The sequence below is a fragment of the Arthrobacter sp. efr-133-TYG-120 genome (assembly GCF_030209785.1).
Lineage (GTDB): Bacteria > Actinomycetota > Actinomycetes > Actinomycetales > Micrococcaceae > Arthrobacter.
In genome coordinates this window covers 1-25,494 of the sequence record NZ_JARVRI010000014.1, presented here as the reverse complement: position 1 = coordinate 25,494, position 25,494 = coordinate 1, and the positions used below count along the sequence as shown (strand labels likewise).

Annotated in this window: 23 protein-coding genes; 13 read left to right on the top strand and 10 right to left on the bottom strand. The window is 62.3% G+C overall.

The features are described from left to right. Positions 1 to 23: 23 nt before the first annotated feature. The 3 genes from QRN51_RS08330 to QRN51_RS08320 all read left to right on the top strand — a co-directional run bounded on the left by QRN51_RS08330 (position 24) and on the right by QRN51_RS08320 (position 4,575). Positions 24 to 881, top strand: coding sequence for a phosphatase PAP2 family protein (locus tag QRN51_RS08330; RefSeq protein WP_284989423.1), 858 nt, complete (start codon positions 24 to 26; stop codon positions 879 to 881). 127 nt (positions 882 to 1,008) lie between these two features. Further along, entirely contained in the window at positions 1,009 to 3,069 is a 2,061-nt protein-coding gene (locus tag QRN51_RS08325; RefSeq protein WP_284989422.1) for a phosphocholine-specific phospholipase C, read from the top strand. Positions 3,070 to 3,297: 228 nt separating this feature from the next. Beyond that, positions 3,298 to 4,575 (top strand): hypothetical protein, encoded by a 1,278-nt coding sequence (locus QRN51_RS08320; RefSeq protein ID WP_284989421.1) that lies wholly within the window; start codon positions 3,298 to 3,300, stop codon positions 4,573 to 4,575. Between the two features lie 293 nt (positions 4,576 to 4,868). On the opposite strand, the gene QRN51_RS08315 is transcribed toward QRN51_RS08320, so the two are convergent. Then, positions 4,869 to 5,204, bottom strand: coding sequence for a cupin domain-containing protein (locus QRN51_RS08315; RefSeq protein WP_284989420.1), 336 nt, complete (start codon positions 5,202 to 5,204; stop codon positions 4,869 to 4,871). Between the two features lie 284 nt (positions 5,205 to 5,488). Between QRN51_RS08315 and QRN51_RS08310 the strand changes: the two genes are divergently transcribed. Beyond that, positions 5,489 to 7,645 (top strand): amylo-alpha-1,6-glucosidase, encoded by a 2,157-nt coding sequence (locus QRN51_RS08310; RefSeq protein WP_284989418.1) that lies wholly within the window; start codon positions 5,489 to 5,491, stop codon positions 7,643 to 7,645. Between the two features lie 85 nt (positions 7,646 to 7,730). Here QRN51_RS08310 and QRN51_RS08305 read toward each other — a convergent pair whose 3' ends face one another. The 6 genes from QRN51_RS08305 to QRN51_RS08280 are packed head-to-tail and all read right to left on the bottom strand — an operon-like array spanning position 7,731 to position 14,438. Further along, positions 7,731 to 8,774: an NAD(P)-dependent alcohol dehydrogenase gene (locus tag QRN51_RS08305; protein ID WP_284989417.1), complete on the bottom strand. Its 1,044-nt coding sequence runs from the start codon at positions 8,772 to 8,774 to the stop codon at positions 7,731 to 7,733. A gap of 27 nt (positions 8,775 to 8,801) precedes the next feature. Next, entirely contained in the window at positions 8,802 to 9,782 is a 981-nt protein-coding gene (locus tag QRN51_RS08300) for a D-2-hydroxyacid dehydrogenase (RefSeq protein ID WP_284989416.1), read from the bottom strand. Beyond that, entirely contained in the window at positions 9,779 to 10,897 is a 1,119-nt protein-coding gene (locus QRN51_RS08295) for a tartrate dehydrogenase (protein ID WP_284989415.1), read from the bottom strand. Before QRN51_RS08295 ends, QRN51_RS08300 begins: the two co-directional genes overlap by 4 nt. Further along, a complete protein-coding gene (locus tag QRN51_RS08290; protein WP_284989414.1) occupies positions 10,894 to 12,441 on the bottom strand; it encodes an aldehyde dehydrogenase family protein in 1,548 nt (515 codons plus the stop codon). The genes QRN51_RS08295 and QRN51_RS08290 overlap by 4 nt, the downstream gene beginning before the upstream one ends. Positions 12,442 to 12,458: 17 nt before the next feature. Then, positions 12,459 to 13,736: an NAD(P)/FAD-dependent oxidoreductase gene (locus QRN51_RS08285; RefSeq protein ID WP_284989413.1), complete on the bottom strand. Its 1,278-nt coding sequence runs from the start codon at positions 13,734 to 13,736 to the stop codon at positions 12,459 to 12,461. A 27-nt stretch (positions 13,737 to 13,763) separates the two neighbouring features. Continuing rightward, positions 13,764 to 14,438, bottom strand: coding sequence for a haloacid dehalogenase type II (locus QRN51_RS08280; RefSeq protein WP_284989412.1), 675 nt, complete (start codon positions 14,436 to 14,438; stop codon positions 13,764 to 13,766). 338 nt (positions 14,439 to 14,776) lie between these two features. On the opposite strand from QRN51_RS08280, the gene QRN51_RS08275 reads away from it, so the two are divergent. The 7 genes from QRN51_RS08275 (at position 14,777) to QRN51_RS08245 (ending at position 22,096) form a co-directional block, all read left to right on the top strand. After that, positions 14,777 to 15,703: an ABC transporter substrate-binding protein gene (locus QRN51_RS08275; protein WP_284989411.1), complete on the top strand. Its 927-nt coding sequence runs from the start codon at positions 14,777 to 14,779 to the stop codon at positions 15,701 to 15,703. Positions 15,704 to 15,716: 13 nt separating this feature from the next. Continuing rightward, positions 15,717 to 16,649: an amino acid ABC transporter permease gene (locus tag QRN51_RS08270; RefSeq protein WP_284989410.1), complete on the top strand. Its 933-nt coding sequence runs from the start codon at positions 15,717 to 15,719 to the stop codon at positions 16,647 to 16,649. Further along, positions 16,646 to 17,413, top strand: a complete 768-nt coding sequence (locus QRN51_RS08265) for an amino acid ABC transporter ATP-binding protein (RefSeq protein ID WP_284989409.1) — start codon at positions 16,646 to 16,648, stop codon at positions 17,411 to 17,413. The genes QRN51_RS08270 and QRN51_RS08265 overlap by 4 nt, the downstream gene beginning before the upstream one ends. A gap of 3 nt (positions 17,414 to 17,416) precedes the next feature. Continuing rightward, positions 17,417 to 18,550, top strand: coding sequence for an FAD-dependent oxidoreductase (locus QRN51_RS08260; protein ID WP_284989408.1), 1,134 nt, complete (start codon positions 17,417 to 17,419; stop codon positions 18,548 to 18,550). A 79-nt stretch (positions 18,551 to 18,629) separates the two neighbouring features. Next, on the top strand, positions 18,630 to 19,883 hold the full coding sequence (locus QRN51_RS08255; protein ID WP_284989407.1) for an aspartate aminotransferase family protein: 1,254 nt from the start codon (positions 18,630 to 18,632) through the stop codon (positions 19,881 to 19,883). 26 nt (positions 19,884 to 19,909) lie between these two features. After that, positions 19,910 to 21,364, top strand: a complete 1,455-nt coding sequence (locus QRN51_RS08250; protein ID WP_284989406.1) for an NAD-dependent succinate-semialdehyde dehydrogenase — start codon at positions 19,910 to 19,912, stop codon at positions 21,362 to 21,364. A 39-nt stretch (positions 21,365 to 21,403) separates the two neighbouring features. Continuing rightward, the gene (locus QRN51_RS08245) at positions 21,404 to 22,096 is read left to right on the top strand and encodes a GntR family transcriptional regulator (RefSeq protein WP_284989405.1); all 693 of its coding nucleotides are present in this window, start codon (positions 21,404 to 21,406) and stop codon (positions 22,094 to 22,096) included. 90 nt (positions 22,097 to 22,186) lie between these two features. Here the strand turns inward: QRN51_RS08245 and QRN51_RS08240 are convergent, their stop codons facing one another. Continuing rightward, the gene (locus tag QRN51_RS08240) at positions 22,187 to 22,417 is read right to left on the bottom strand and encodes a putative quinol monooxygenase (RefSeq protein WP_284989404.1); all 231 of its coding nucleotides are present in this window, start codon (positions 22,415 to 22,417) and stop codon (positions 22,187 to 22,189) included. 110 nt (positions 22,418 to 22,527) lie between these two features. Then, positions 22,528 to 22,731, bottom strand: a complete 204-nt coding sequence (locus QRN51_RS08235; protein WP_284989403.1) for a substrate-binding domain-containing protein — start codon at positions 22,729 to 22,731, stop codon at positions 22,528 to 22,530. Between the two features lie 9 nt (positions 22,732 to 22,740). Between QRN51_RS08235 and QRN51_RS08230 the strand changes: the two genes are divergently transcribed. Then, positions 22,741 to 23,007 (top strand): PfkB family carbohydrate kinase, encoded by a 267-nt coding sequence (locus QRN51_RS08230; protein WP_306963907.1) that lies wholly within the window; start codon positions 22,741 to 22,743, stop codon positions 23,005 to 23,007. A 604-nt stretch (positions 23,008 to 23,611) separates the two neighbouring features. Here QRN51_RS08230 and QRN51_RS08225 read toward each other — a convergent pair. Continuing rightward, positions 23,612 to 23,866: a hypothetical protein gene (locus tag QRN51_RS08225; protein ID WP_284989402.1), complete on the bottom strand. Its 255-nt coding sequence runs from the start codon at positions 23,864 to 23,866 to the stop codon at positions 23,612 to 23,614. Between the two features lie 252 nt (positions 23,867 to 24,118). On the opposite strand from QRN51_RS08225, the gene QRN51_RS08220 reads away from it, so the two are divergent. Next, positions 24,119 to 25,162: a LacI family DNA-binding transcriptional regulator gene (locus QRN51_RS08220; protein WP_284989401.1), complete on the top strand. Its 1,044-nt coding sequence runs from the start codon at positions 24,119 to 24,121 to the stop codon at positions 25,160 to 25,162. Positions 25,163 to 25,494 lie beyond the last annotated feature (332 nt).

Below are 25,494 nucleotides of genomic sequence, written 5' to 3'. Positions count from 1 at the left end.
TGCACGATGTGAGGCGGAAGACAATGGGCGTTCACCCCGAAGGCACATCGGACGAAGATTCAGCCGGAGGCAAAAGCGAGCTCAGCGACGACCGGTTTGTCGGCGACGCTGACCTGGCCCGGTGGAAGACCCCCGCCGGAAGGTGGCTCGCCTCCCGCGCACAACGCCTCAGCGCCCGTCTCGGCGCGTACGGTGCGCTGATCCTGGTCCTCGCTGCGGGAGCCGTCGTGGCATCACTGCTGGCCTTCGCGACCGGCGAGGTGTACGAGGCAGTGACGGAAGCAGATGGCGTGGCCGCCCTGGACCACCCGGTCCTGGAGGCGGCGATGACCTTGCGCAGCCCAGCACTCGACGCCGCCGCCACTGCCTACACCGATCTAGGCGGAGGAATCGGGATGCCGATCCTGGCCGCGATCGCCACCTCCGTCCTGGTCCTCCGGCGCCGCTCCTGGACCCCTGCGATCCTCATTGTCACTGCGGCTGCCGGCTCCCTGCTCATGACAATCGCTGGCAAGCAGCTCATCGGCCGTGCCCGGCCGCCGCTCATCGACGCCGTGCCGCCCTACGAGTATTCCCCCTCGTTTCCCAGTGGGCATTCGCTGAACTCGTTCGTCATCGCTGGAATCATCGCCTACCTGGTCATCCTGCGTTGCCGCTCCCGCCGGGCCCGAGCCTGGACCGTGACCGCCGCGGCCCTCTTCGCCCTGACCATCGGCCTCAGCCGGGTGTTCCTGGGCCACCACTGGCTCACGGATGTCCTGGCGGCCTGGACCCTCGGTGCCGCCTGGCTGGTCCTGGTCATCACTGCCCACCGCCTTTATCTCACCGCCCGAAAGACTGAAAAGCTCAGCCACTCCCCGGGCGGGACTCCAAGCGGATGAACGCCGGTTCCGGTGCAGCGGCCACATGTTGCCCCAAAATTTGCCTTTCCGGCACTTAACTTTTGCCTGGCGCTGGAAGAGTCGGTCGGGGGTTTTCGTCAGCTAAGCCAAGCACTGGGAGCAGCTCATGTCAGGTCTCAACCGTCGGCGTTTTCTTCAACTATCCGGGGCCAGCGCAGCCACCGCAGCAATCGCTGAGATGCTCGGCGAGAGCATCGCTCGCGCCGCGACGATCCCGGCCAACCGTGCCACCGGCTCGATCAAGGATGTCGAGCACGTCATCGTCTTCATGCAGGAGAACCGTGCCTTCGACCACTACTTCGGCACGCTCAAGGGTGTGCGTGGGTTCGGAGACCCGCATCCGGCCATCCTCCCGAGCGGAAAGGACGCGTTCGCGCAGAACAACGGGACGCGGGACATCCTCCCGTACCACCCAGCCGCACCGAATCTCGGCATGCAGTTCATGGAAGACCTCGACCACTCGTGGAAGCTCACCCACGAGGCCTTCAACGTAGGCAAGTACGACAAGTGGCTCCCCGCCAAGTCCGAGGCCACCATGGCGTTCTACGAGCGCGGCGACGTCCCGTTCCACTTCGCCCTCGCGGACGCGTTCACCATCTGCGACCAGTACCACTGCTCGCTGCTTGGCCCCACGGACCCCAACCGCTACTACATGTTCACGGGCTGGGACGGCAACGACTACAAAGCCGGCGGCCCCGACCTGTGGAACGCCGAGGTCGGCTACTCATGGAGCTCATACCCCGAGGAGCTCGAGAAGGCCGGCGTGAGCTGGAAGGTGTACCAGGACGTCGGCGACGGCCTCACGGCTGCGGGCTACTGGGGCTGGACGGGCGACCCTTACATCGGCAACTACGGCGACAACTCGCTCCTCTACCTCACGCAGTACCAGCACTCGAAGCCCGGCAGCCCGCTCCACGAGAAGGCGCTGACCGGCACGAACGCGAAGGCCGGCGACGACCTGTTCCGGATCTTCCGCGAGGACGTCGCGGGCGGGAAGCTCCCGCAGGTCTCTTACGTCGTGGCCCCCGAGGCGTACACCGAGCACTCGAACTGGCCCCCGAACTTCGGAGCCTGGTACACGGCGAACATCCTCAACATCCTTACCTCCAACCCGGATGTCTGGAGCAAGACGGCCGTGTTCTTCATGTACGACGAGAACGACGGCTTCTTCGACCACGTCGTCCCGCCGCACCCCAACACCTCGCAAATCCCGGGCGCATCCACGGTTTCGACCGAGGGCGAGTGGTACGACGGCCGGATGACGTTCTCAGGCATCGCCGACGTCCCGGGCCATTACGGTCTCGGCGTGCGCGTGCCGATGCTGGTCGTCTCGCCGTGGAGCATGGGCGGATGGGTGTGCTCGGAGACGTTCGACCATACGTCGATTGTGCGCTTCCTCGAGTCGCGCTTCGGGGTGAAGTCCCCCAACATCTCGCCGTGGCGCCGCGCAGTGTGTGGTGACCTCACGAGCGCGTTCGACTTCACGGCGAACGGCGGTGCGGCCCCGGCCCTGCCCGACACCTCGGCATTCAAGCCCACGGACCACAACCGGCACCCGAGCTACGTGCCGACGCCTCCCGCAGTCAACTCGATGCCGGCCCAGGAGAAGGGCACGCGCCCGTCGCGCCCGCTCGGATACGCGCTCGACGTCGAGGTCTCGATGTCGAGCGGCAAGCTCTCCGCCCGCTGGCCGAACGCCGGGGCGATCGGCGCACACGTGCAGGTCCGCTCGAATCTCCTTCCGGCGGGCCCGTACTCGTACACGATCGGCTCGGGTGCGGCCCTCGACGCCGCGTGGGCGCTTGGCGCCGAGTACGACGTGCAAATGCATGGCCCGGCAGGTTGGTACCGCCGTTTTGCAGGCACGACGGCGGCCGCGGACATCCGTGCGACCGTCACCCGCGACGGCGTGTCCGGCCACGCGCAGTTCCGGATCGAGAACACCGGCACGGCCGCGGCCGCCCTCACGCTCACCGACGCGTATGGCGCCGGGTCGCAGGCCCTCGGTCTCAACCCAGGCCAGGCCAAAACCGTGGTGATCCCGACGCAGGGCGGCTGGTACGACCTCAAGATCACCGCCGCGGCGGATCCGAAGCTCGTTCGAGTCCTCGCGGGACGCCTCGACGACGGCCGGGCGCTCACCTCCGATCCGCAACTGGGCAGATAACGGGCGGTCACCCGAAAGCGGCAACGTGCCCACCTTCGTCTGGATCGGTCCCAACCAGTTCTAGATCGGTCAACATTAGACCAGATCACGGTGTCGGCCCCTCGCAGATTATGCGATAGTTTGCCGTAAGAACGGGGGCACCATTCGCGGCGGGGGGAACGGAATGACCTACATCTGTGGACACACCTCAGCTCGGGCTCCAGGCGATGTTCCTGCCGAGATGCCCGCATGAAGGCCGGCACTCTCCAGGAGTCGATGATGGAAGCGGCCGCTGACCGCTGGCTCAGCGCTTCCGACTTAGTCGCCGCCGCACGGAGCACTGGTGTTCTTTCGGATCATCGACGGGCCAGGGAACTCACCCTCGAAGCGATCAAAGAGCTGGTTGCCGAAGAATTATTGGTCGCGGGAGCATTCGGAACCGGCCGGTATATGCCTTGGACGCTGACAGGCACGGATGCGGCGCGCAAGGTCGAGGGCGAGTGGAACACGAGCGCCATGTCCCGCACATGGTTCACGGCAAAGGCCAACCTGACTTCGTCCGAGCTCGGCGATCTTCCACAGAGAACCCCTCGCCACTCTGCACGCGAAACCGCCGAGGATCCGCTGGCGGTCACGGGCAGCGAGGCGACGGGACCCTGGGTCCAGGTCACCAGGGAAACCCGCATAGCGGCGACCATCCCGCCAGACTCCGCGCCTCCGGCATGGAAAGGAAGCTGGCTTCGCAGGAGGCTTTGGCTCAAACGAGCCGCCGCCGTGTTCGTCATCGCATCGGTCTCAGGCTGGCTCGGATGGGCCGTCATCGCGGGGATCAAACACACACTCGCCAGCTACACCAAGATCGACGGGACAGTCACGGCACAAACCGATACCTCGGCACGCCGCGTTTCCTCGTGTCAACTGGACGTGGACTACTCAGTCGGCGGCCGCCAACTGCATAGCGTCGCCAAAGTCAACGCGAACTGCCATACTCTGCCGGGCCCGGGGTTCCCGACAACTATCGACGTCGACACAACCGATCCCCAAGACATATGGATCGACGGCGCGAACGATGCGAACCATCCCGATCCGTCGGCCATGGCCATATTTCTGCTAACACTGCCGCCCGCAATCGCCCTCGTACTCAGGAACGAGCTCGGAGACTATGGCAGAATCCGGAAACTGCTCGCCCCTGGAGCCCAGTGGCGGCAGGTCGAGGTCACCGTCACACGGAAAACCGCCGGTCGAGAGGGCGTCATTATCCGGCTCGAAGGAAAGGACCCCGCAGGAAACCGGCGCTCGTTCTATATCTTGTCCCGATTTGTAAGCCCGATCGGCCACGCCAGCAAAGGCGACAAAGCCAGCCTCAAGCTCATCGCGGACGGCGAGGGGCGGGCGCTCATCCAGAGACCCGACACCGGCCGAATACGCGTTGCGCGCATCAGCAGATCGAGTTGGCCACTAGGTTGGGGCGACCGGCTATTGGTCGGGCGCACCGCGAAATTGGTAACGCGCAAGTCAAAGCTTTAGCCCCGGACGCTATTGCGTGCTTCGAAACTAGTGGTTTTCGCACGGATTCTAGGGGTTTTTGCGGGCACCGGGGCAAGGTCCCGCCTAGACGCCCAGCCCTCGTCAAAGACGAGATCGCCAGCCGAAGCCCGTAGGGATGGCCACGGCAAAGTGGACTTCGCTGTTCCGGGGCTACGAGATAATCCCACGCGTCCCGACGAGCAGCAGATGCCCTATGGCGTTGCCCGCCGGCGCCCCCGGAACAGTTGCTCCTGTCCCGGGGGCGCTTTTCCGGTCGACCAGGCCGCGGCTACTTAGGCGGGAAGATCGATCACAACCCACATCTTCCGGAGGGTCTCGTGAATCGTCCAGGTGCCCCGCCACCCTGCAGGCGTGACGAACAAGGAACCCGGACCGACTTCGAAACTGTTTCCGTCTTCTTCCGTGATGGTCGCTGAGCCGCTCAGTATCTGGCAGATCTCGTCATAGCCTGGCCGGGTGCTCGCGAACGTTCCTGGAGTGACTTCCCAGATGCCGGTCTTCAGCCCTTCGCGGGCCCAAAGACGCAAAGACACCTCCGTCTGCCCCGGGGTGCTGGAAGTTGCTTTGGGGCTATGCTCGCCGGGGTTTATTGTGTTTGCATCGCTCATGACAGTGGCCTTGACCATCGTTACTCCTTCTGGGACTGCGCCCTTCGAAAGTGCCCCCGTCTTCGGAAGAGCACAAACTCAATCCCAACAATTGTCAACAATTGTCAACAATCGACGATAGTGCTGCAGTGAAAATAGTTGTGTCCGCAGTCATGCGCACCTGCCTCGACCGGTCTGGCCCGCATGCGCGCGCAGGAGTACCGTCGGTGTGAGCATGTAGCAGGGACCACGGCGCCTGACGAAAGGCCGAGGCTTCCTGGCAGGGGTTCTTGAAGGAGCCAACAATGGCTGGATGGAATGCTGACACGGCGGCCGGCCCGCTCGGCGCCGGGACGGTCACCCTCGTGGAAGGTACGTCGTTCTGCATCTCATTGCCCAACGGGGACATCCATCCGGATTCGCCGCACGGCGTTTTCGTCGAGGACACACGCATCCTGTCACGTTGGAACCTGACCATCAACGGCCAGTCGCTGGAGCCCCTGGCAGCCCAGACCAAGGAGCCTTACCGGGCCGTTTTTGCGGGCCGTGTTATCCGGTCGGACGGATACGGGGACAGTCCGCTTATCGTTGAGCGCATTCGTGAAGTCGGCGTTGGAATCCTGGAACACGTCACCGTGCACAACCACTCCACGGAGCCAACAGAATGCTTGATCTCGTTCCGGGTAGATTCCGATTTCGCGGACGTGTTCGAGGTGAAGGAAGCCCGGATCCAGCGCCAATGGAGCGAATCACGCGAGCTGGGCGAACACGAACTCACCATCCGTGCAAGTTGGCAGGACATCCGCAAGGCCGTCGTCATCAAGTCCGAAGGTGCGGATGTCGTCCTGGATGCGCTGACGTATCGGACCACCATCCCGCCGCGTGGCCAATGGAGAACGGTGCTCACTGTCGCGCCAGTCCATGACGGAATGGTGCCGGCGGCAAGTGTGGTTCACCCCGCCGTCGGCGAACTCTCACGCAGCGACCGCCGCAGACAGGAATGGGTGGCCAAGATTCCCGTTCTCCATATGGGCAACCACTCCATCGAACGGACGCTGCGGCGGAGTTACGACGACCTTGGCGCCCTTCGCATCGAGGACCCCGCCCACCCGGAGCGGATCGTCGTGGCAGCCGGTGCTCCATGGTTCATGACGCTGTTCGGCCGGGACTCGCTCTGGGCCTCGGAAATGGCCATGTCCGTTGATCCATCTTTGGCGCTTGGCACACTGCAGACATTGGCGGACCGGCAAGGGGCAGTGGTCGACCCGGTGACAGAGGAGGAACCCGGCAAGATCCTGCACGAGGTGAGGCTCGACGTCTCCAGCAGCCTGGCCCTGGGAGGCAAGTCCATCTACTACGGCAGCATCGATGCGACGCCGCTTTTCGTGACGGTCTTAGGCTCGGTCAGCCGTTGGGGCTTTGCCAAGGACACCATCGCCGCCCTGCTCCCCCACGCGGACAGGGCTTTGGACTGGATCCGGAACTACGGAGACAGGGACGGCGACGGCTTCGTCGAGTACGAGCGCCTCAACGATCGGGGTTTGATCAACCAAGGCTGGAAGGACTCCTGGGACGGGATCAATTTCGCCGACGGAACCCTCGCAGAACCGCCAATCGCGCTCTGCGAAGTTCAGGCTTACGTCTATGACGCATACATGGCACGAGCTTGGATTGCCTACGACGACGGAGACGCAGCTTTGGCGACCGAACTCGCCGATCGGGCTGCCCGGTTGAAGGCACGGTTCAATGAGCAGTTCTGGATGCCCGATCGTGGGTACTACGCCATAGCTTTGGACGGCAACAAACGGCAGGTGGATGCCTGTGCCTCGAACATGGGGCACTGCCTTTGGGTCGGCCTCGTAGACGAGGACAAAGCGCCGCTGGTCGCCGAACGGTTGATGTCCCCCGAGATGTTCAGCGGCTGGGGCGTGCGAACCCTGGCCAGCGACATGGGCGCCTACAATCCTGCCAGCTACCACAACGGCTCCGTCTGGCCGCACGATAATGCCGTGATTGCCGCCGGCCTGATGCGCTACGGATTCGTCGAGGAGGCTCAACGGATTGCCTCCGCCCTGTTTGAAGCCGCTGACTACTCGGAGGGCCGCCTTCCGGAACTTTTTTGCGGATTCAGCCGGGACCGGTACAGCGAACCCGTGCCCTATCCGACTGCATGCTCGCCCCAGGCGTGGGCAGCGACTTCACCCATCCAACTAGTGACGAGCCTGATGAGATACGACACCCATGTTTCCCGCGGCGGGTTCTGGATGGACCCGAAGCTGCCGCCTTCCTACGGCGACCTGCATATCAGCAACGCGCCAATGGCGGGCGGCCGGGTAACCATCGACATTGCAGATTCGGTTCCCACCGTGCAGGGACTTCCACCTGGGATGGTCTTTCATCGAGGGCATCGCCCATGGCTTGCCGAACTGGTGGCCCAGGCCGGCCTGCACCGAAAAGGGTAGCGCGATGGGCTTCGGTCTGCGAGCGGCGAGTTGCGCCGGTTTCCGAGAGGCAGGCGTCTGGAATACCCAGGACCTTTACGGAAAATCAGAATGTCGCTGCGTCAATGACAAAGCGGTACCGCACCGCACTGTCAATGACTCGGTCAAAAGCCTCGTCTATTTCGCTGGCTGGAATCACCTCCACCTCGGCGCCGAGCCCGTGGGCGGCACAGAAGTCGAGCATTTCCTGCGTCTGCCTGATGCCGCCCATCTTTGAACCGGCCAGATTGCGTCTAAAACTCGCCAGTGACCATGCCCGTTGTGTTAGTGGTTTCGAGGGCAGCCCCACGATGACCAGGGTGCCGTCCAAGGCGAGCAAGGAAAGGTACTGATCGATGTCGATGTCCGCGGATACGGTACTGATGATCAGGTCGAAATAGCCTTGGTGGCGCGCGAAAGTGGTGGGATCCGACGTCGCGTGGCAGGCCGCCGCCCCGAAGCGGAGCGCGTCCGCTTGCTTCCTGAGCGATTGGCTGAGCACCGTCGCCTGCGCCCCCAGCGCCGTTGCGAACTTGATGCCCATGTGGCCGAGCCCGCCCATGCCGATAATGGCCACCCGCTTTCCCGGGCCCGCACCCCAATTGCGGAGGGGCGAGTACATGGTTATCCCGGCGCACAGTAGTGGTGCGGCTGCTTCGAGCGAAATGCCCTCGGGAATCCGCAAGACATAATTCTCGTCCACAACGATGCTATTGCTGTAGCCGCCAGCAGTGGGCCGGCCGTCCCGGCCCACTGAGTTGTACGTACTCGTCGATCCCGACAGGCAGTGCTGCTCCTCGCCTGCGAGGCAGTTGACGCAGTTCCGGCATGAATCCACGAAACAGCCCACACCTACCCGGTCACCCACGGCGTGGCGCGTCACTTTGGCTCCGACAGCTTCCACAATTCCGGAGATCTCATGTCCTACGACGACCGGGAAGTTGACACTTGCCCAGTCGCCTCGCGCAGTGTGGATGTCGGAATGACAGATGCCGCAGAACTTGATGGCAATTCTGATGTCGAACTCACCCGGATCGCTGCGTTCAATGAAACCGGGTTGCAGTGCGGACGTAGCCGAATTGGCGATATACGCGTTGGCAATAGTGGGCATGTAGCGGCTCCTTAAACGCCTTCTGGATCAGGAAACAGGGACAAATCCGAGGGTCTTGTCCACCACGTTCAACAACGGTTCGCTTTTGACGAACCGTCCCAGATTCTCCAAGAAGAGCCTGCTGAGGTCATCGAGATAGTCTTCAGCGTCACCGCTCATGTGAGGGGTGATGATGACGTTCTCCATGCTCCAGAGCGCGTGTCCCCCGGGTAACGGCTCCGGGTGCACGACGTCGAGGGCGGCACCGGCGATCGAGCCCGATGCCAGTGCTTCAGTCAGGGCGCCGGTGTGGACAAGTTCGCCACGGCCGACATTGATCAGGTGCGCCGACGTTTTCATGGACGCAAGCACGTCGACGTTCATCAGTCCCCGGGTCTCCGCAGTCAGCGGAGCGGCGAGCACAACATAGTCGTAGTCATGGACGATGCCGGGCAGGTCTTGGGAAGAGTAGATCCAGTCGAAATCATCGTCCCCGGGACGAGATGTGCGTCCTGCACCGCTGACCTCCATGCCCACGGCACGGAACAGGCGCGCGATTTCACGTCCAATCGATCCGATGCCCACCACCAGCGCATTTTTGCCATGGATCTTTTGCGTGGTTCTGTGCTGCCAGCGTTGTTGCTGCTGGAGCTGGAACGAACCCTGCGCATCCTTGGCCAAATCCAAAACGAACCCGAGTGCAAATTCGGCAATGGCCCTGCTGAGCACACCCCGGGAGTTCGTGTAGACAACGCCGCTTTGGACCAACTCCTCGAAAAGCAGCTGGCTGACGCCTGCCGCCGAGACATGGACCCACTTCAGCGACGAGGCGGCAGCCCAGTTCTCCTTCAAGGCAGGTGAGAACGAGTGCCACTGGTACAACACGTCCGCGCCGTCCAACGCCTTAGCAAGCCCGTCGGCCTTGGTAAGGCGGACATCCGCCAGCTCCTCGATCTCCTGTAGCCGGGGCGGCAAAGCCTCCCGGTACAGGACCGCGACGACGGGCCGCTTGCGTTCCGTAGCTGTCATGACGACGCCGTTGCTGCCGGCGGCGTGTTTCCCGTCGTGGCGTCCATCGCGCCAATGGTGTCGATGACGTCAATGGCGGCCAGGACGGCGGCGGTGAATTCGGAGGTCGAGGACGGTCCTCCGACATCGCGGGTACCCAGGCCGTCCCGTAGGACGGACTCGAAGGCCAACTGGAGGTGCTCGGCAGCTTCCGGGTGCCCGAGGTGTTGGAGCATCATTGCTCCGGACCACATCTGGCCTACCGGGTTGGCCAGTCCTTTGCCTGCAATGTCCGGTGCTGATCCGTGGACGGGTTCGAAGAGGGAGGGAAAGTCACCTTCGGGGTTGAGGTTGGCGCTCGGCGCAACGCCGATGGAGCCGGTGACTGAGCTGCCCAGGTCCGAGAGAATGTCGCCGAGCAGGTTAGAGGCAACAATGACATCAAAGGTCCAGGGTTTCAGGACCAGATGCGCGGACAACGCGTCGACAAGTTCGCTGGTGAGCGTCACGTCGGGGTAGAGGCGGGTTGTCTCTTCCACCACTTCGTCCCAGAACGGCATGGTGTGGATGATGCCGTTGCTCTTGGTTGCCGAGGTCAGTCGGCCCTTCCGGGAGGATGCGAGCGATGCGGCGTAGTGCGCGGCCCGCGATACTCCCAGGCGGGTGAAAATGGTTTCCTGGACCGCGGTTTCATGCGGCAGCCCGCGATAGGCGCGGCCGCCGACCTCCGAGTACTCCCCCTCGTTGTTTTCACGCACGATGAGAATATCGATCGGTTCCTTGGACGCCAGGGGTGACTTCACGCCGTCGAGCGTCTTCACTGGACGGAGGTTGATGTATTGCTGGAATTCGCGGCGAATCGGAATCAACAGCCCCCAGAGGGATTCAGCGTCCGGTACGGACGGCGAGCCCACAGCGCCCAGGAAGATCGCTTCGTGCGCTGACAGCTGTTCGAGCCCGTCAAGTGGCATCATGCGCCCGTGCCCGGCGTAGTAGTCCGATCCCCAGTCGAAATAGGTGAATTCAAGGTTCAACGAGTGGAGTTCAGCGATTCGTTTAAGGCATTCGATGGCCGCCGGGACAACTTCCTTGCCGATGCCGTCGCCCGCGATCACCGCGATTTTGTGGGTGGTCATGATGCATTCCGTTCTGCGGTCGTCAACTGCTGCCACCCGGTGGCCGGCTCGGCCAGTTTGATGATGGTGCTTTTGGGTTCGGTCATCTCACGGACGGCGTGCTTGACGCCTTCACGCCCAACACCGGATTTCTTGAACCCGCCGAAGGGCATGGAATCGATCCGGACGTCGCTGGTCTCATTGATCACCACCGCCCCCACATGGAGCTTCTCGGCAATTGCCAAGGCCAGATCGATGGATTCGGTGAAAACGCCCGCCTGGAGCCCGTACTCGGAATCGTTGGCCCCGCGGATGGCGTCGGAAGCTTGGATAAACGGCATGATGCTGACCACCGGGCCGAACACTTCCTCGCGGATGACCCGGCAGTCCGCCGGCACGTCGGTGAGAACCGTTGGCTGGTAGAAGGCGTTGTGGCGCTGCCCGCCCACCTGGACGGTGGCGCCCGCAGCTTTGGCCTCTTCCACCCATTCTTCCACCCGGCGTGCCTCCGTTTCGGTGATGAGGGGGCCGATGTCCGTGCCGCGATCGAACTTCGCCCCGAAGCGGAGCGCCTTGGTCCCGGTGACCACGTGTTCGAGGACCTCGTCGAACAGCGAAATGTGGACGTAGACGCGCTGGACCGAAAGGCAGTTCTGGCCGGCCACTCCGAACGCACCGGCAACGATTGCCTCTGCGGCTTTCGCTGGTTCAGCGTCGGCGCAGACGATCGTGGCGTTGTTGCCGCCCAGTTCCGAGAGGATCTTCTTGGCACCTGCGGCGGCAGCGATCCGGTCCGCCGTCTTTGGGCCGCCGGTGAAGGAAATGAGGTCCACCTGCGGGTCCGTCACGATCGCCTCGGAGACTCCAGGTCCGGCGACAATCGCCGCGATGCGTCCTGCAGGGACACCGGCTTCGAGCAGCAGCTGGACGAAGGCCAGGCCGGTCAGCGGCGTTCGGCCCGAGGGCTTAAGTACGACGCCATTGCCTCCGATGAGCGCTGGCCCCAGCTTGTGTGCCACGAGATTGAGCGGATCATTAAAGGGCGTGATGGCGGCGACGATTCCCACCGGTTTGCGGTTGTACCATCCGATCTTGTTTGCTCCGGCCATGCTGTCCTCGAAAGCGAGGGTTTCTCCACGGAGTTCGCTGGACGCAGCAGCGGAGAGCCGCAACGTTTCGGTGCAGCGGCTCACCTCACGTTCGGCCTCGTTGATGGTCTTGCTGCTTTCTGCGGCAATGAGCTCCGCGAAGCGAACAGACTGCTCGGCCAGAAGCACCGCCGCACGTTCCAAAGCCTCGCGGCGGGCCCGGAGGGGCCATTCACCGTCCTGCAGGTGCCGATGAATGTGGGCTACGGCCCGGCGTACATCCTGTGGGGTCGAGGAACACACCTTTCCCAGGAGGACACCGTCTTCGGGATCCCGGACCTCCAGGATCATCTCGGCTCTCTCCCAACGGCCTTCCAGGAATGCGCCACCCGGTAGCGCGGCTATGCTTGCCCGCCTGTAGGCCGTTTCTTCCGCTGTTTTTGGGCACGCTTCAGCGACGGTTGTTGACGAACTCATAGGAAACCTTCTCTTGCCTAGCTGAATCGGTCGATAATCTTCGCGGCTCCGCCAATGAAGGGCAGGAACCACGGCGGGCCGAAGTGGCCGGGCACGGGCGGGTTCTTAAGGTCTTCCCACACGTTCGCCTGCTTGTCACCGGCCATGTAATGGGCCATCTTCTTGCCCATGTGGGCGGCCATTTGCACGCCGTGGCCGCTGTAGCAGAGCGAGTAGAACAGGCCATCGTGCACGCCGGCGTGGACCATCTGGTCCATGGAGAGGTCCACCAAGCCGCCCCAGGTGTAGTCCACCTTCACGTTGGCAAGGTACGGGAAGAGCTCAGTCATCGCCTTGTGCAGGATCTCGCCGCTCTTGACGTCCGAATCCGGGCTGGACAGCGCAAATCGAGCACGTCCGCCGAAAAGGAGCCTGTTGTCCGGGGTGATCCGGAAGTAGTACGTCAGCATCTTGCTGTCCGATGCCTGCCGCCTGTGCGGAAGGATGCGGTTCACCACGTCCTCCGGCAAGGGCTCGGTGACAATGATGAAGCTGCCCACCGGAATCACGCGGCGCTGAAGCCACGGTGTGACATTGCCTGTGTAACCGCTTGTGGCGACCAGAACCTGCTTGGCCCGGGTGATGCCGCGGGTGGTGTGTACGTCGTGGACCGTTCCGCTGACCTTCTTGAGCTCGGTCACGCCCGCATTCTCGCAGATCTGGGCTCCGGCGTTGGCTGCGGCCCCGGCGAGGCCGTGAACGAACTTGCCCACGTGGAGCCCGGCGCCCAGGGGATCCATCATGGCGCCTTGATAGAAGTCGGTGCCGATCTCGCTGTGGATCTCGGACTTCGGAATCAGCGTGACATGGTGGTCCACGAGCTTGGCCAGCAGCTCCTGGGACTTCCGGAAGCCCGCGTTATGCGACTCGTGGTAGGCCAACGAGAGCTTGCCAAAGCGGTTGAAGTCACAGTCGATGGCATAGTCATGGACCAGCTTCTCGATGCTGTCGATGGCGTCGTTGTACTCGCGGAAGTATTCCACGGCCCGGTCCTCGCCATAGCGCTTGACTGCGGTGCTGAAGCCGATGGCCAAACCCGTGGTCGCCATTCCTCCGTTTCGGCCGGACGCACCCCAGCCCACAGTGTGGCGTTCGAGGACCGCGACGCTGGCGCCCTGCTGTGCGAACTCCAGCGCGGCGGATAGGCCGGTGAAGCCGGCCCCGATAATCGCCACGTCGACATTTTCCGGCACTGGCGTGCTGCGATAGTCGCCGGATGGTTCGGCTGTGTCCAGCCAGTAAGGAATGAGTTTCACGGAATGGCCTTTCGCCTCGAAGTCGGTCTAGAGACCGAGGTGCTCGTTGATCTCGTCCAGGGACTTGGCAACGTTGAGGTCGTAGCCCGGGCCAATGGGGTCATAGCCACGGTCCAACAGCCAGAGGTTGCGGAAGCCCATGTCGTGCATCGGGTGCACGTCGTAGCGGGTGTGCGAGGAGATGTGAAGGAAGTCCTCGGGCTTGGCGTTCAGGTTATCGAGCATGTACTCGAACGCCTGGTAGCGCGGCTTGTAAGCCTGGGCCTGCTCAGCGGTCAGCACGGCGTGGAAGTTTGCGCCGAGCTTGGGAATGCTGATCTCCAGGAAGCTGTCGTCCGCGTTGGACAAAGCCACCAGCTTGTAGTTGTCGCCCATGAGCTTCAGCGGGGCCGGCACGTCATCGTGGGCACCAAAGCTGCGTATCGCGTCGGCGAACACTGCGCCCGCGCCCGGGGTCGGACCAATGCCAAAGTACTTGCACACGCGGTCGAAAGAGCCTTGAAGGATCTGCTCGTAGGGCTTGTAGTCGCCAAGAACCTCGTCGAAGCGGTACCCGCGGAACACCTTTTTGAACGCAGGCCACTGCTCTTCAGGCAGGCGGCCATCCAGCAGGCGGCGGGTAGTGGAATCGGTATCCCAGTTGATCAGCGTGCCGTAGATATCAAAGGAGATGTACTTCGGCCGGAAGTTGGTGTCTGCCATGTTCGGTTCCGTTCTTTGTCAGGAAGTGGAAGCGGCGCCGTGCCTGCGTATTGGAGGTTTCGGGAAGCGCGCGGTGAGCGGGGAACGGGTCCCCGGCAGGCTGGAAGATCCTGCCCGATAACTCGACCCTAGGCTCCAAAATTGTAAATTGTCAACAGTTCAATCAGAAGAGACGGCCCTGGTCGCTCCAGCCCTCAATTCAAAAAAAGTTGCTGTAAATTGTTGACAATCTACTTTTGATGAAGTTGCATTGCATTAGACGGCGGAGAGATCCAGATCACATTCCTCCCCCTCCCGGTGACAACCCCGAACTGACTACCCCTTCGAAGGGAAGCATTATGAAGACTCGAACCAAGGCACAAACTGCAACGGCAGCACTGGCCGTACTGCTCGCGCTGACCGCCTGCGGAAGCACCGCCACGAGTGCCCCGGCACCGGACAGCTCCAAGACCTCAAACACCACCGATATTTCCCAGGCCGTCCAGCCTGATGCAGCCGCGGTCAAGCTGCTGCCGCAGTCCTATAAGGACAAGGGCGAGCTGACGGTCGCAATGGACCTTCACTACCCGCCCACCACCTTTCTCTCGGACGACAACAAGACCCCTATCGGCCTGAATCCGGATATTGCCCGCTTGGTGGCCAAGAAGCTCGGGCTGAAGCTGAAGTTTGAGAACACTGTGTTTGACACCATCATTCCCGGCATTGACGGTGGCCGCTACGACTTCACTATCACCACGATGTCCCCCACGCCCGAGCGGCTGAAGGTCCTGGACATGATCGACTACTTCAAAGACGGCAATTCAATTGCAGTGAGTGCAGGCAATCCACTCAAGCTCACCAATGAAACCCTGTGCGGCAAGAACATTGCCGTCACGGCCGGCTCGACGGGCCAGCTGAAGCGCCTCCCGGCCCTCTCTGAGCAAACCTGCACCTCCAAAGGGCAGCCAGCCATCAACTCCGTGACGCTTCCCAACGTCCAGGAGGCGCTGACCCAGCTGGCGTCCAAGCGCATCGACGGCATCCTTTACGACACCACCTCCCTCGCATGGGCCGGGAAGCAGCAGCCGGGCATGTTCACTCTCCTCACCCCCCAGATTAACGTCGGCGCCAGCGACCTGACGTCAGTCGGCCTTAAGAAGGGCTCGCCACTGACCCCCGCGCTCCAGGCTGCCGTCCAATCGGTCCTGAACAGCCCGGAGTACAAACAGTCGCTCTCGAACTGGGGCCTCGAATCGGGTGCCATCACGGATGCGAAGCTCAACTAGGAGGGTTACTCCCATGGTGCAAACCATCAGTCACGGAAGCGGGAACAAGATAGATAGGACCGATCCGGCGCTCAAGCCCAGGCTGCGGCGGCGGGGCGTCTTCGAATACGTGGCTTGGGTGGTGTGCGGCCTGATCGGCGCGGGCGTCCTCGTCTCCGTATCGACCAACCCCAATTTCAAGTGGGATGTGGTCGCCAAGTACTTCACCTACGAAACGATCATCAATGGGCTAATGCTCACGATTTTCCTCACCGTCGCCAGCATGTTCCTGGGCACCCTCCTGGGCCTCGGGCTGGCGATCATGAGATCCTCCCGGATTAAGCCGGTCGCCCTCACGGCGGGTGTCTACATCACGTTGTTCCGTGGAACGCCGGTCCTGGTGCAGCTGATCTTCTGGTTCAACATCGCGGCGCTCTACCCGAACCTGACAATCGGCATCCCGTTCACCAACATCAGCACGGCTGTGGACGTGAACGCGGTCATGGGGCCGATCACAGCGGCTCTGATCGGGCTTAGCCTCAACCAGGCCGCGTACATGGCGGAGATCATTCGCGGCGGTTTCTCGGCCGTCGGCAAAGGCCAGATCGAGGCCGCCGACTCGCTCGGCATGAGCGGCGCAACGAAGATGCGCAAGGTCATCATCCCCCAGGCCATGCCCTCGATCATTCCCGCCACCGGCAACCAATTCATCGGCATGTTCAAGGAAACATCCCTCGTCAGCGTGCTGGGCGTCGCAGAGCTCCTCCAGAGCGCACAACTGATCTACGCCCGCACCTACGAGACCATCCCGCTGCTGATCGTCGCCAGCCTGTGGTACCTCGTGATGACGCTGCTGCTGAGCTATCCGCAATCCCTGCTCGAGAAGAGATACTCCCGCGCAACCTCCAGCCTTCCCCGGAAGGCCAAGAAGATTGTGCTGACAGAACCGGAAGGTGTTGCCCGATGAGTAACGACGGCACCATTCACGCCCGCGGAATCCGCAAGTCCTTTGGCTACAAGACCGTGCTGCAGAACATTGACCTTGACATCGCCTGCGGCGAAGTCTGCTGCATCATCGGCCCGTCCGGCTCCGGGAAATCCACCCTCCTGCGCTGCATCAACGGTCTCGAGACGGTCGACTCGGGGGTCCTCAAGGTAAATGGTGAAGACTTCGGATACTACGAGACCGACACCGCCTACCACGCCTTGAGCCCGAAGAAAGTCGCCGCGCAGCGCACCAGGGTGGGCATGGTTTTCCAGCAGTTCAACCTCTTTCCCAACATGACGGCCCAGGAAAATGTCATGTCCGGTCCCGTCCTGGTCAAAGGTACCCACAAGAAGCAGGCGGCCGAGCGAGCCCAGGAGTTGCTGGCGAGCGTCGGCCTCGGCGCTTTCGGCGACCGCTATCCGGCCCAGCTCTCCGGTGGACAACAGCAACGCGTAGCCATCGCACGGTCCCTGGCCATGGATCCGGAAATCATGTTGTTCGATGAACCCACCAGCGCTTTGGACCCCGAAAAGGTGGGCGAAGTCCTCGCCGTCATGCAGGACCTGGCCAAGAAGGGCATGACGATGGTGGTCGTGACCCATGAGATGGGCTTCGCCCGGGAGGTATCGGACACCTTGCTCTTCATGGACGAAGGCGTCATCGTCGAACGCGGCGCCCCGAGGGAAGTCCTTGCCAACCCGAAGGAACGCCGAACGCAAGCCTTCCTGAAGCAGGTGCTCTAAGCCATGGACGGAAAACTGGCCGTAATCGGCCTGGGCAGCATCGGCAGCATGGCCCTGTGGCAGGCATCCCGCTTGACCGATTCCGTCGTCGGGTTCGAAGCCCAATCACCCGGCCACGCCCGAAGCGCGGTAGGAGGGGACACCCGACTCTTCCGCATGCTCTATCGCGGAATACCCGACTACTACCCCATCCTGCGGCGATCCCGCACGCTCTGGACCGAACTCGAGGCGGAATCAGGCCAGGACATCCTGATGCGCTGCGGCGGGCTATCTATCGGGACGGTTGATGGCCCCTACATCGCCGCCCTACTCGAAACGACCCGGGTCAACGGGGCCGAGCATGAGATCTTGAGTCGAGACGCCATGGCGGAACGGTATCCGCAGCACAACCTTCGGCCTGATGACTGCGCCGTGTTCGATCCGCATGCCGGCGCCCTGCGCACTGACCGTGCGGTGACGGCGGCAGTTGCCGCTGCACAGGCAAACGGGGCAACAGTGGTCACCGACACATCGATCGACAGCATCCAGGAAACTGACGACGGCGTGGTCGTCACCGCGGGCGACGAATCGTGGACCTTCGAAAACGTGATCGTCGCGTCCGGCGGCTGGTCCCAAAAGCTCATGCCCGAATATCTGAAAGCGGCAACCGAGACACGGCGGATATTCCTGTCCTGGTTCGTGGCTAGAGACGCGGCGGAATTCTCCCCGGAGCGGTTCCCCGTCTTCATCAGGATTTCCGGAGACCGCTCCATGTACGGCGCGCCGAGCGTCGACGGAGTGACGGTAAAAGCCACCTTGGATGGTCGCGGTGCGCCGACACCGGCGGCTGACTCAGTGCCGAGGGACCTCACCGCGGCGGAGATCGCGGAAACAACCGAGACGGTACGTGAGTTCTTCCCTGGCCTTTTTCCTAACATCGTTCGCTCGGACGCGTTCCCGGACCTCTACACCGCGGACTTCCAGCCTTTGCTGGGCTTCCTCGACAATTCCAGCAGGATCTACGCCGCAACTGGATTCTCCGGTGCCGGATTCAAAATGGCGTCCGGATACGGAGAGATCGCAGCCAGCGAAGCCCTTGGCAAGCGCTACTTTGACGGGCTGGACTTCGTTCGGCCCCACAGGTTCGAAAAGATTTAGGCGCTTCTTATGGGTTCCCTGGGTGAACTCCGGATCGCGTATTGTTGACAATCTACAGTTACTAGGAAAGTATGAAGCCATGGCAGCACTTAGCCCTATCCTCAAGCAGGCAACTCCCGTAGTCGTCGACTACGCACTCGGGAGCTGGATCCACGCGACCGACGGCAAGAAGTACCTCGATTTCACCACGGGAATTGGTGTCACCAGCACTGGCCATTGCCACCCTGATGTGGTGGCCGCAGCCCGCGATCAGGTGGGCAAGATTGTCCACGCCCAGTACACGACTGTGATGCACAAGCCCCTTCTGGAATTGACGGAACTCCTTAGCAGCGTCCTGCCCGAAGGATTGGACAGTGTCTTCTACGCGACTTCCGGATCAGAAGCCGTGGAAGCATCCATCCGTTTGGCCCGCATGGCAACCGGCCGCCCCAACATCATCTCCTTCCAGGGAGGCTTTCACGGGCGGACGGTGGCTGCGGCGTCCCTGACCACCGCCGGAACCAAGTTCCGCTCAGGATTCTCCCCCCTGATGGGCGGCGTGCACGTAGCTCCCTTCCCGCATTGGTACCGGTACGGATGGGATGAAGCCACGGCTGTCGAGTTTGCCCTGAAGGAACTGGACCACCTCCTTCTGACTATCAGCACCCCGGCTGACACGGCTGGCTTCATCATCGAACCCGTCCTCGGTGACGGCGGATACATCCCCACGCCTGTTGCCTTCCTCCAAGGACTTCGGGAACGGGCAGACCGGCACGGCATCGTGCTCATCCTCGATGAAGTCCAGGCCGGCGTCGGCCGGACGGGCAAGTTCTGGGGGCACGACTGGGCCGGGATACGGCCCGACGTGGTCATCACCGCAAAGGGCCTCGCAAGCGGCTTCCCGATTTCGGCAATTGCCGCGTCGGCGGATTTGATGGGCAAGGCCTGGCCTGGTTCCCAAGGTGGTACCTACGGTGGAAACGCCGTCGCAGCAGCAGCCAGTGTCGCCACCTTGGGTGTCATTCAGCGGGAAAACTTGGTGGAAAATGCCTTGCTGCGAGGCGACGAACTGAGGGCAGGGCTGGACGCGCTGCAGGCAGAATTCCCGGGAATCGGCAACGTGCGCGGACGCGGCCTCATGCAGGGTGTCGAATTCACCGCCGAAGGCAACACTCCAGACGCGGCAACCGCACTCGCGGTCCAGCAGGCTGCCATCAAGGAAGAGCTCCTGCTGCTCACCTGCGGCCCGCATGGCAACGTCATTCGTCTCATCCCCGCGCTGAACGTCAGCAGCGATGAAATCCAGGCAGGCCTGTCCAAGTTCACGCAGGCGCTCAAGTCGGCCACTTCCTAGTTCCCCTGATCACTGAAAGAGCGAATATGAACCCCTCATTTGATCCCACCACTCTCCAAACGGATTTGTTCATTGACGGAAAATGGCAAAGCGCCACTGACGGCGCCACCTTCCCGGTAGAGAATCCCGCCACGAACGAAGTCATTGCCCACGTCGCCGACGGCGGTCCTGAAGACGCCGCCTTGGCCATCGACGCCGCAGGTCGCGCGCAAGCCGAGTGGAGCAAGTCCACGCCGCGTCAACGGGCCGATATCCTGCGACGCGCCTTCGATCTGGTCGTTGCCAACACCGACCGGCTCGCGGCGATCATGACCGCCGAAATGGGAAAGCCCCTCGCCGAGGCAAAGGGCGAAGTAGCCTATGGCGCCGAGTTCCTTCGCTGGTTCTCGGAAGAGGCCGTAAGGATCGGCGGCGACAGCACCACCTCCGTGGACGGAAATACGCGCATCCTCATCACCAAGGAACCAGTCGGTCCGTCGGTATTGGTCACGCCTTGGAACTTCCCGCTCGCCATGGGAGCGCGCAAGATCGCCCCCGCAGTCGCCGCGGGGTGCACCATGGTGTTCAAGCCGGCCGAGCTGACGCCGTTGACCTCCTTGGCTTTGGTTGCCATCTTCAAGGAAGCCGGACTTCCCGACGGCGTGCTGAACGTCGTGACGACGTCGAGCGCTTCCGGCGTGGTACGGACCTGGACGGACAGCGGCATCGCCCGCAAGATCAGCTTCACCGGTTCCACCGAGGTGGGCAAAATCCTCTTGCGGCAAGCCGCTGACAACGTCATGCGCTCTTCCATGGAACTCGGCGGGAACGCACCGTTCATCGTGCTCGCCGATGCCGACATCGAGAAGGCCGTGGATGGGGCCATGAAGGCAAAGATGCGAAACATGGGCGAAGCCTGCACGGCCGCAAACCGCTTCTTTGTCCATCGCTCCGTCGCGGAGGAGTTTGGCGAGAAGTTCTCCAAAAAGATGTCAGAATTGCAGGTGGGCAACGGCGCTTTGGCAGGCACGGAAGTGGGTCCGCTCATCGAACAAGCGGGGTTGGACAAAGTGGAGTCTCTTGTTGCCGACGCTGTTTCCAAGGGTGCACGGGTGCTGACTGGCGGAAGCCGCCCGGAAGGTCCCGGCTACTTCTACTCCCCCACTGTCCTGACGGATGTGGCGCTGGAATCCGAGCTGATGACCACGGAGATATTCGGACCGGTAGCAGCCATCACTCCCTTCGACAGCGAGGACGAAGTACTGCGCATGGCCAACGACACCGCATGGGGCCTGGTGGGCTACGTGTTCACCGAAAGCATGGACAAGGCCATGCGGTTCTCAGCGGAACTGGAGGTCGGAATGGTCGGCCTCAACACCGGCATAGTGTCAAATCCCGCCGCTCCTTTCGGAGGCGTCAAGCAGTCGGGCCTGGGACGTGAAGGCGGAAAGATCGGTATCGAAGAATTCCTGGAATACAAGTACACCGCGATAGCGGTCTAATAGATTCAATTTGGCGAAGTATGAAATGAGGGGATGTCAATGGCGGCACCGGAGGGAATGTTCGTATTGGAGGGCCGGCCCACGGCGCAGCTGATCGCTGACCAACTCCGAGAGCTCATCGTCCAAGGGGCTTTCAAGCCTGGTCAGCAGGTGAACGAATCTGCCCTGGCTAGCCAGCTCAACACGTCAAGGGGGCCGCTCAGGGAAGCTCTGCAACGCCTGTGCCAGGAAGGCATCCTGGTCAGCAAGCGTAACCGCGGCGTTTTCGTGCTGGAGCTTTCAAACGAAGACATCAAAGAGATCTACGCCGTACGCGAGGCAGTGGAGCTGGCCGCCGCCAACACTCTCCTCGACTCTGGTCCCGACCAGATCATGGATACCTGCCGAGAGCTCAAAGGCATCATCAAGAACATGGCAAAGCAGGTTGCGGCGTCGGACTGGCAGGCGATCGCCAGGCTCGACATGCAATTCCACACCGCTTTCGTTTCAGGCACGGGGAATACTCGGCTGATCCGGATTTACGAGACACTCGCCGCGGAGTCCCGTATGTGTATCCTCAGCCTGGAAGTCGCATATCCCCGCATAGACGTGCTCGTACAGGAACACCAAGACATCCTGGACCTTCTTGAGGCGCGCGACCAGAGCGGACTTCAACAAGCCATCAAGCGACACATGCAGAAAGCAGTCGAGGACCTCACATCGACACGGCAGCCAAGTGGCGCTACAGCCTAAATCTTGCTAATTCCACACGCACTACGGGCCCGGTTCAAAGTCAACCGGGCCCGTATGAGCAGGACGCAGGCTCCGTGGACTGTGCCGGCGCTACTGACTCGCCTGGAGCCAGGTCAGTTCCGAGCCGTCGCCCTCGATGAGGCTCGCGAGTTCTTCGTTGAATTTGCGTCCGTAGGGGGCGCCGATGTGCTCCTCGAAAGCGGCCTGGTCGCAGTAGACCTCGAAGACGAAGTACTCGTTGGGCCGGGATTCCCTGGTGTAGGGCCAGAAGACCACGTTTCCCGGCTCGGCGCGGACGTGTTCGGTGAGCTCGCGCATCATTTCCGCGACCCTGGCTTCACAGCCGGGCTTGACAGTGAATTCTTGCGTACAACGTTTTGGTCATGTCGACTCTCTTCGGTTTGTGGTTGTTGTTTTGTCTGATCCGGCAATCAGTCCGACGGCAGGAGTTCGCCCGAGCCGCGCACGATCAGCTCCGAGGGGACAACCCAGGTGCTGGGCTGGCTTTGGTCGCCGTCGATCCTGGCCAGGAGCCTTTCGGCGGCGAGTTTTCCGATGCGATCGGGGTTCTGCGCGATCACCGTGATGCCCTGATCCATCATGTCCGCGAGGGCGAAGTCGTCGAAACCGACCAAGGCCACTTTGTGGCTCGCGCCCGATTCCTTCAGTGCCCTCATGGCGCCGAACTGGCCGTCATCACCTCGGGTTCTTCCGGCTCCCTGCTCTCCACCGCCGCCACGCAACTGAGCATCCCCGCAGTCGCAACACAAGTGGCCGATACCATCGGCGCCGGCGACTCCTACATGTCCGCACTGATCCACGGGCTCCTGAACCGCACCGGCGAAGGCCTCGCCCCGTCCGTGCTCGAAACGATAGGCCGAAGCGCCTCAATGGCGGCAGCGATTACCTGAGTCGTCCCGGCGCCAACCCGCCCACCTGGGAGGAGCTCGACGTGGAACTCACCCAGCGGCGATCCGGTGATCCCTCCGCGCCCGTAGCCCAAACTGCCTGAGCACCTCTGTACCCGGAGATCCTGGGCAGGCACGGCTGATGCGTCCTTGTGCGACGCCGATGGCGACGGGATCCCGGACGGGTCGAGGTCATGACCTGCAGCACGAGCGCGTGCGGGCACTCGCACCGAAGCTGATCGGAGCCCCCTGTCGGATTCGAACCGACGACCCCCGCTTTAGTCTCAGGCGCCTATGTGCGCTTTGAGACTGGTGGTTTTCTCCCGGATTCTTGGGGTTTTGCAGTCAACGACAGGCGATGATTTGTCATTGGTTGCCGCTCATTAAGGTGAGTTAAAGGTGAGTCGGTTGCAATTGCGGTCGCCCGTAAAGCCCATCAGCCCCCAACTGATCCTTCATGGCCGACGGTCTCCGATGCCGCATGACCTTTGCTGAGCCTGAAGAACTATTCGTCCAGCGAGTTGTTTTCCAGCTCATCCCCCCAAACTGCCAGAGGTGGATTGACAAAAGCACGGTCTTGGCAGTGCGAACGCAGTCTCGGAGAACGTCATCCCTGCCGGGCGGAAAGGACCTCTTTCGCTCGCTTCAGATAGGTGCGTGCGCGGGCCTCCCACCACTGCACGGGGTCTTCGGCAAATTTGAAGCCTGCCGGCAGTTCCATGACGATTCCCATTGTCAGGGTGCATCCTGTTGGCGTCGGTTCAAGCGCGTAGGTGGATCGGCTGTTCGTCTTGTCGGGGGTGACAGACCTTGTTGCAGCCCACCTCGGGGTCTCCTCACCGATGACTTCGATGATGGACACGGTTCCGTCGCGTCCGATGGCGCATTGCTGCTCCCCTATCCCGGTGGGTGTTCCGGGGACGGTGAAGGCACGTTGTGCGTCTGAGAGGAGGACTGCGCTCTCGGCGTCGAACCGGGAGATCCGAGTCGGGGCGATACATCATTGAGGACACTAAGCAGCGCGTAAGGTTAAGCACGCACGAAAGCCGTTGTTTGGGGGGCTCAAGGGATAGGCGGGAGAACGGTTGTGGTAGGACCAACGAGAAGCCGTGAGGTGGGGACAGCGTCCAGTGGACCGTCCATACGCCGAAAACCCAATATCAATGACGTAGCACAGGTCGCCGGCGTCTCCTATGGGACCGTTTCGCGGGTCCTCAACAACGCTCCGGACGTTAACGCCGCAACACGCGAACGAGTGCTGCAAATCATCAAAGACATCGGCTACCGTCGCAATCGAACGGCCAGGGCGCTTGTTACGAGCCGCTCGACGGCTATCGGTATCCTCACTGACGGCTCGCCGCGGTTCGGTCCGGTCGGCACGCTCATGGCCCTGGAAAACGTTGCACGGCAGAAGGGCTACTCCACAACTGTCGTAACGGTCGAGGGCCCCTACGAGGACTCCATGCAAAAGGCTCTCGACACACTGGATGACATCGGGGTGGACGGAATCATCGTCATCGCACCGCTCGTGTCAATGGCCGCAGCCGTCTGGAATGCATCGGTCCGAGTCCCGGTTGAGATGATTGCGGCGGGAGCGTCATCGACCCCCAATGTCTTCACCTATTCGGAGAACCAAGAGCTGGGTGCGCGTATGGCCACCCAGCACCTGATAGACCTTGGCCACACCGATATAGCCCACTTAGCGGGCTCGATGGAGTGGTTCGACGGACGAGTGCGCAAGCGCGGCTGGGAAGCGGCGTTGCGCGACTCCGGGCTCCCCCCGGGGCTGTGCCTCGAGGGAGACTGGAGCCCGAGATGGGCGTACGAAACGGCGATGCGGCTCGTCGATGAAGGGCGGGTTCCCCAAGCGATCTTCGCCGCCAGCGACCACACTGCCCTGGGCGTCATCCGGGCCTTCGCCGAGCGCGGCGTCCACGTGCCGGATGACGTCAGCATCGTCGGCTTCGACGACATCGAAGGATCGGACTACTTCCTGCCACCTCTTACGACCGTGCGGCAGGACTTCAACGCACTCGCACTCGCCAGCACCGAGGTGCTCCTGGGCGCCATAGAAGGCCGCGAGGTGGACCGCGCGCCTGGCCAGCCCAAGCTCATAGTCCGCCAGAGTTCCGCGCCCGCAGTTTCCCCTGTCGCTTAGACGATATGAAGTGGAACGGGTTACCTGCCCGTCCGGGGCGGTCCATTATCGGCCGGGATGTCCTGCAGCGCCGGCTTGAGGTGATTCGGGTGCCCTGATGCGGGGACGGGCGCTGCAGGACCTGGTCCCGGCGGTGATGGCCCTTATCCCGGACGGTCAGGTTCAGCCGGGAGGATGAGGGGCCGGGGCCTTCTGTTTCACAAGTCCGTGGGTTGCCATTGGCGGCTCCTGTGGCCTGCGAGGGTCCTTGGGGGTGCAATGGTAGTGCCACATGTGAGGTTTGGGAGGTCCCGGCTATGTTTGAGCTTACTTTCATTGGTCTGGATGTTCAC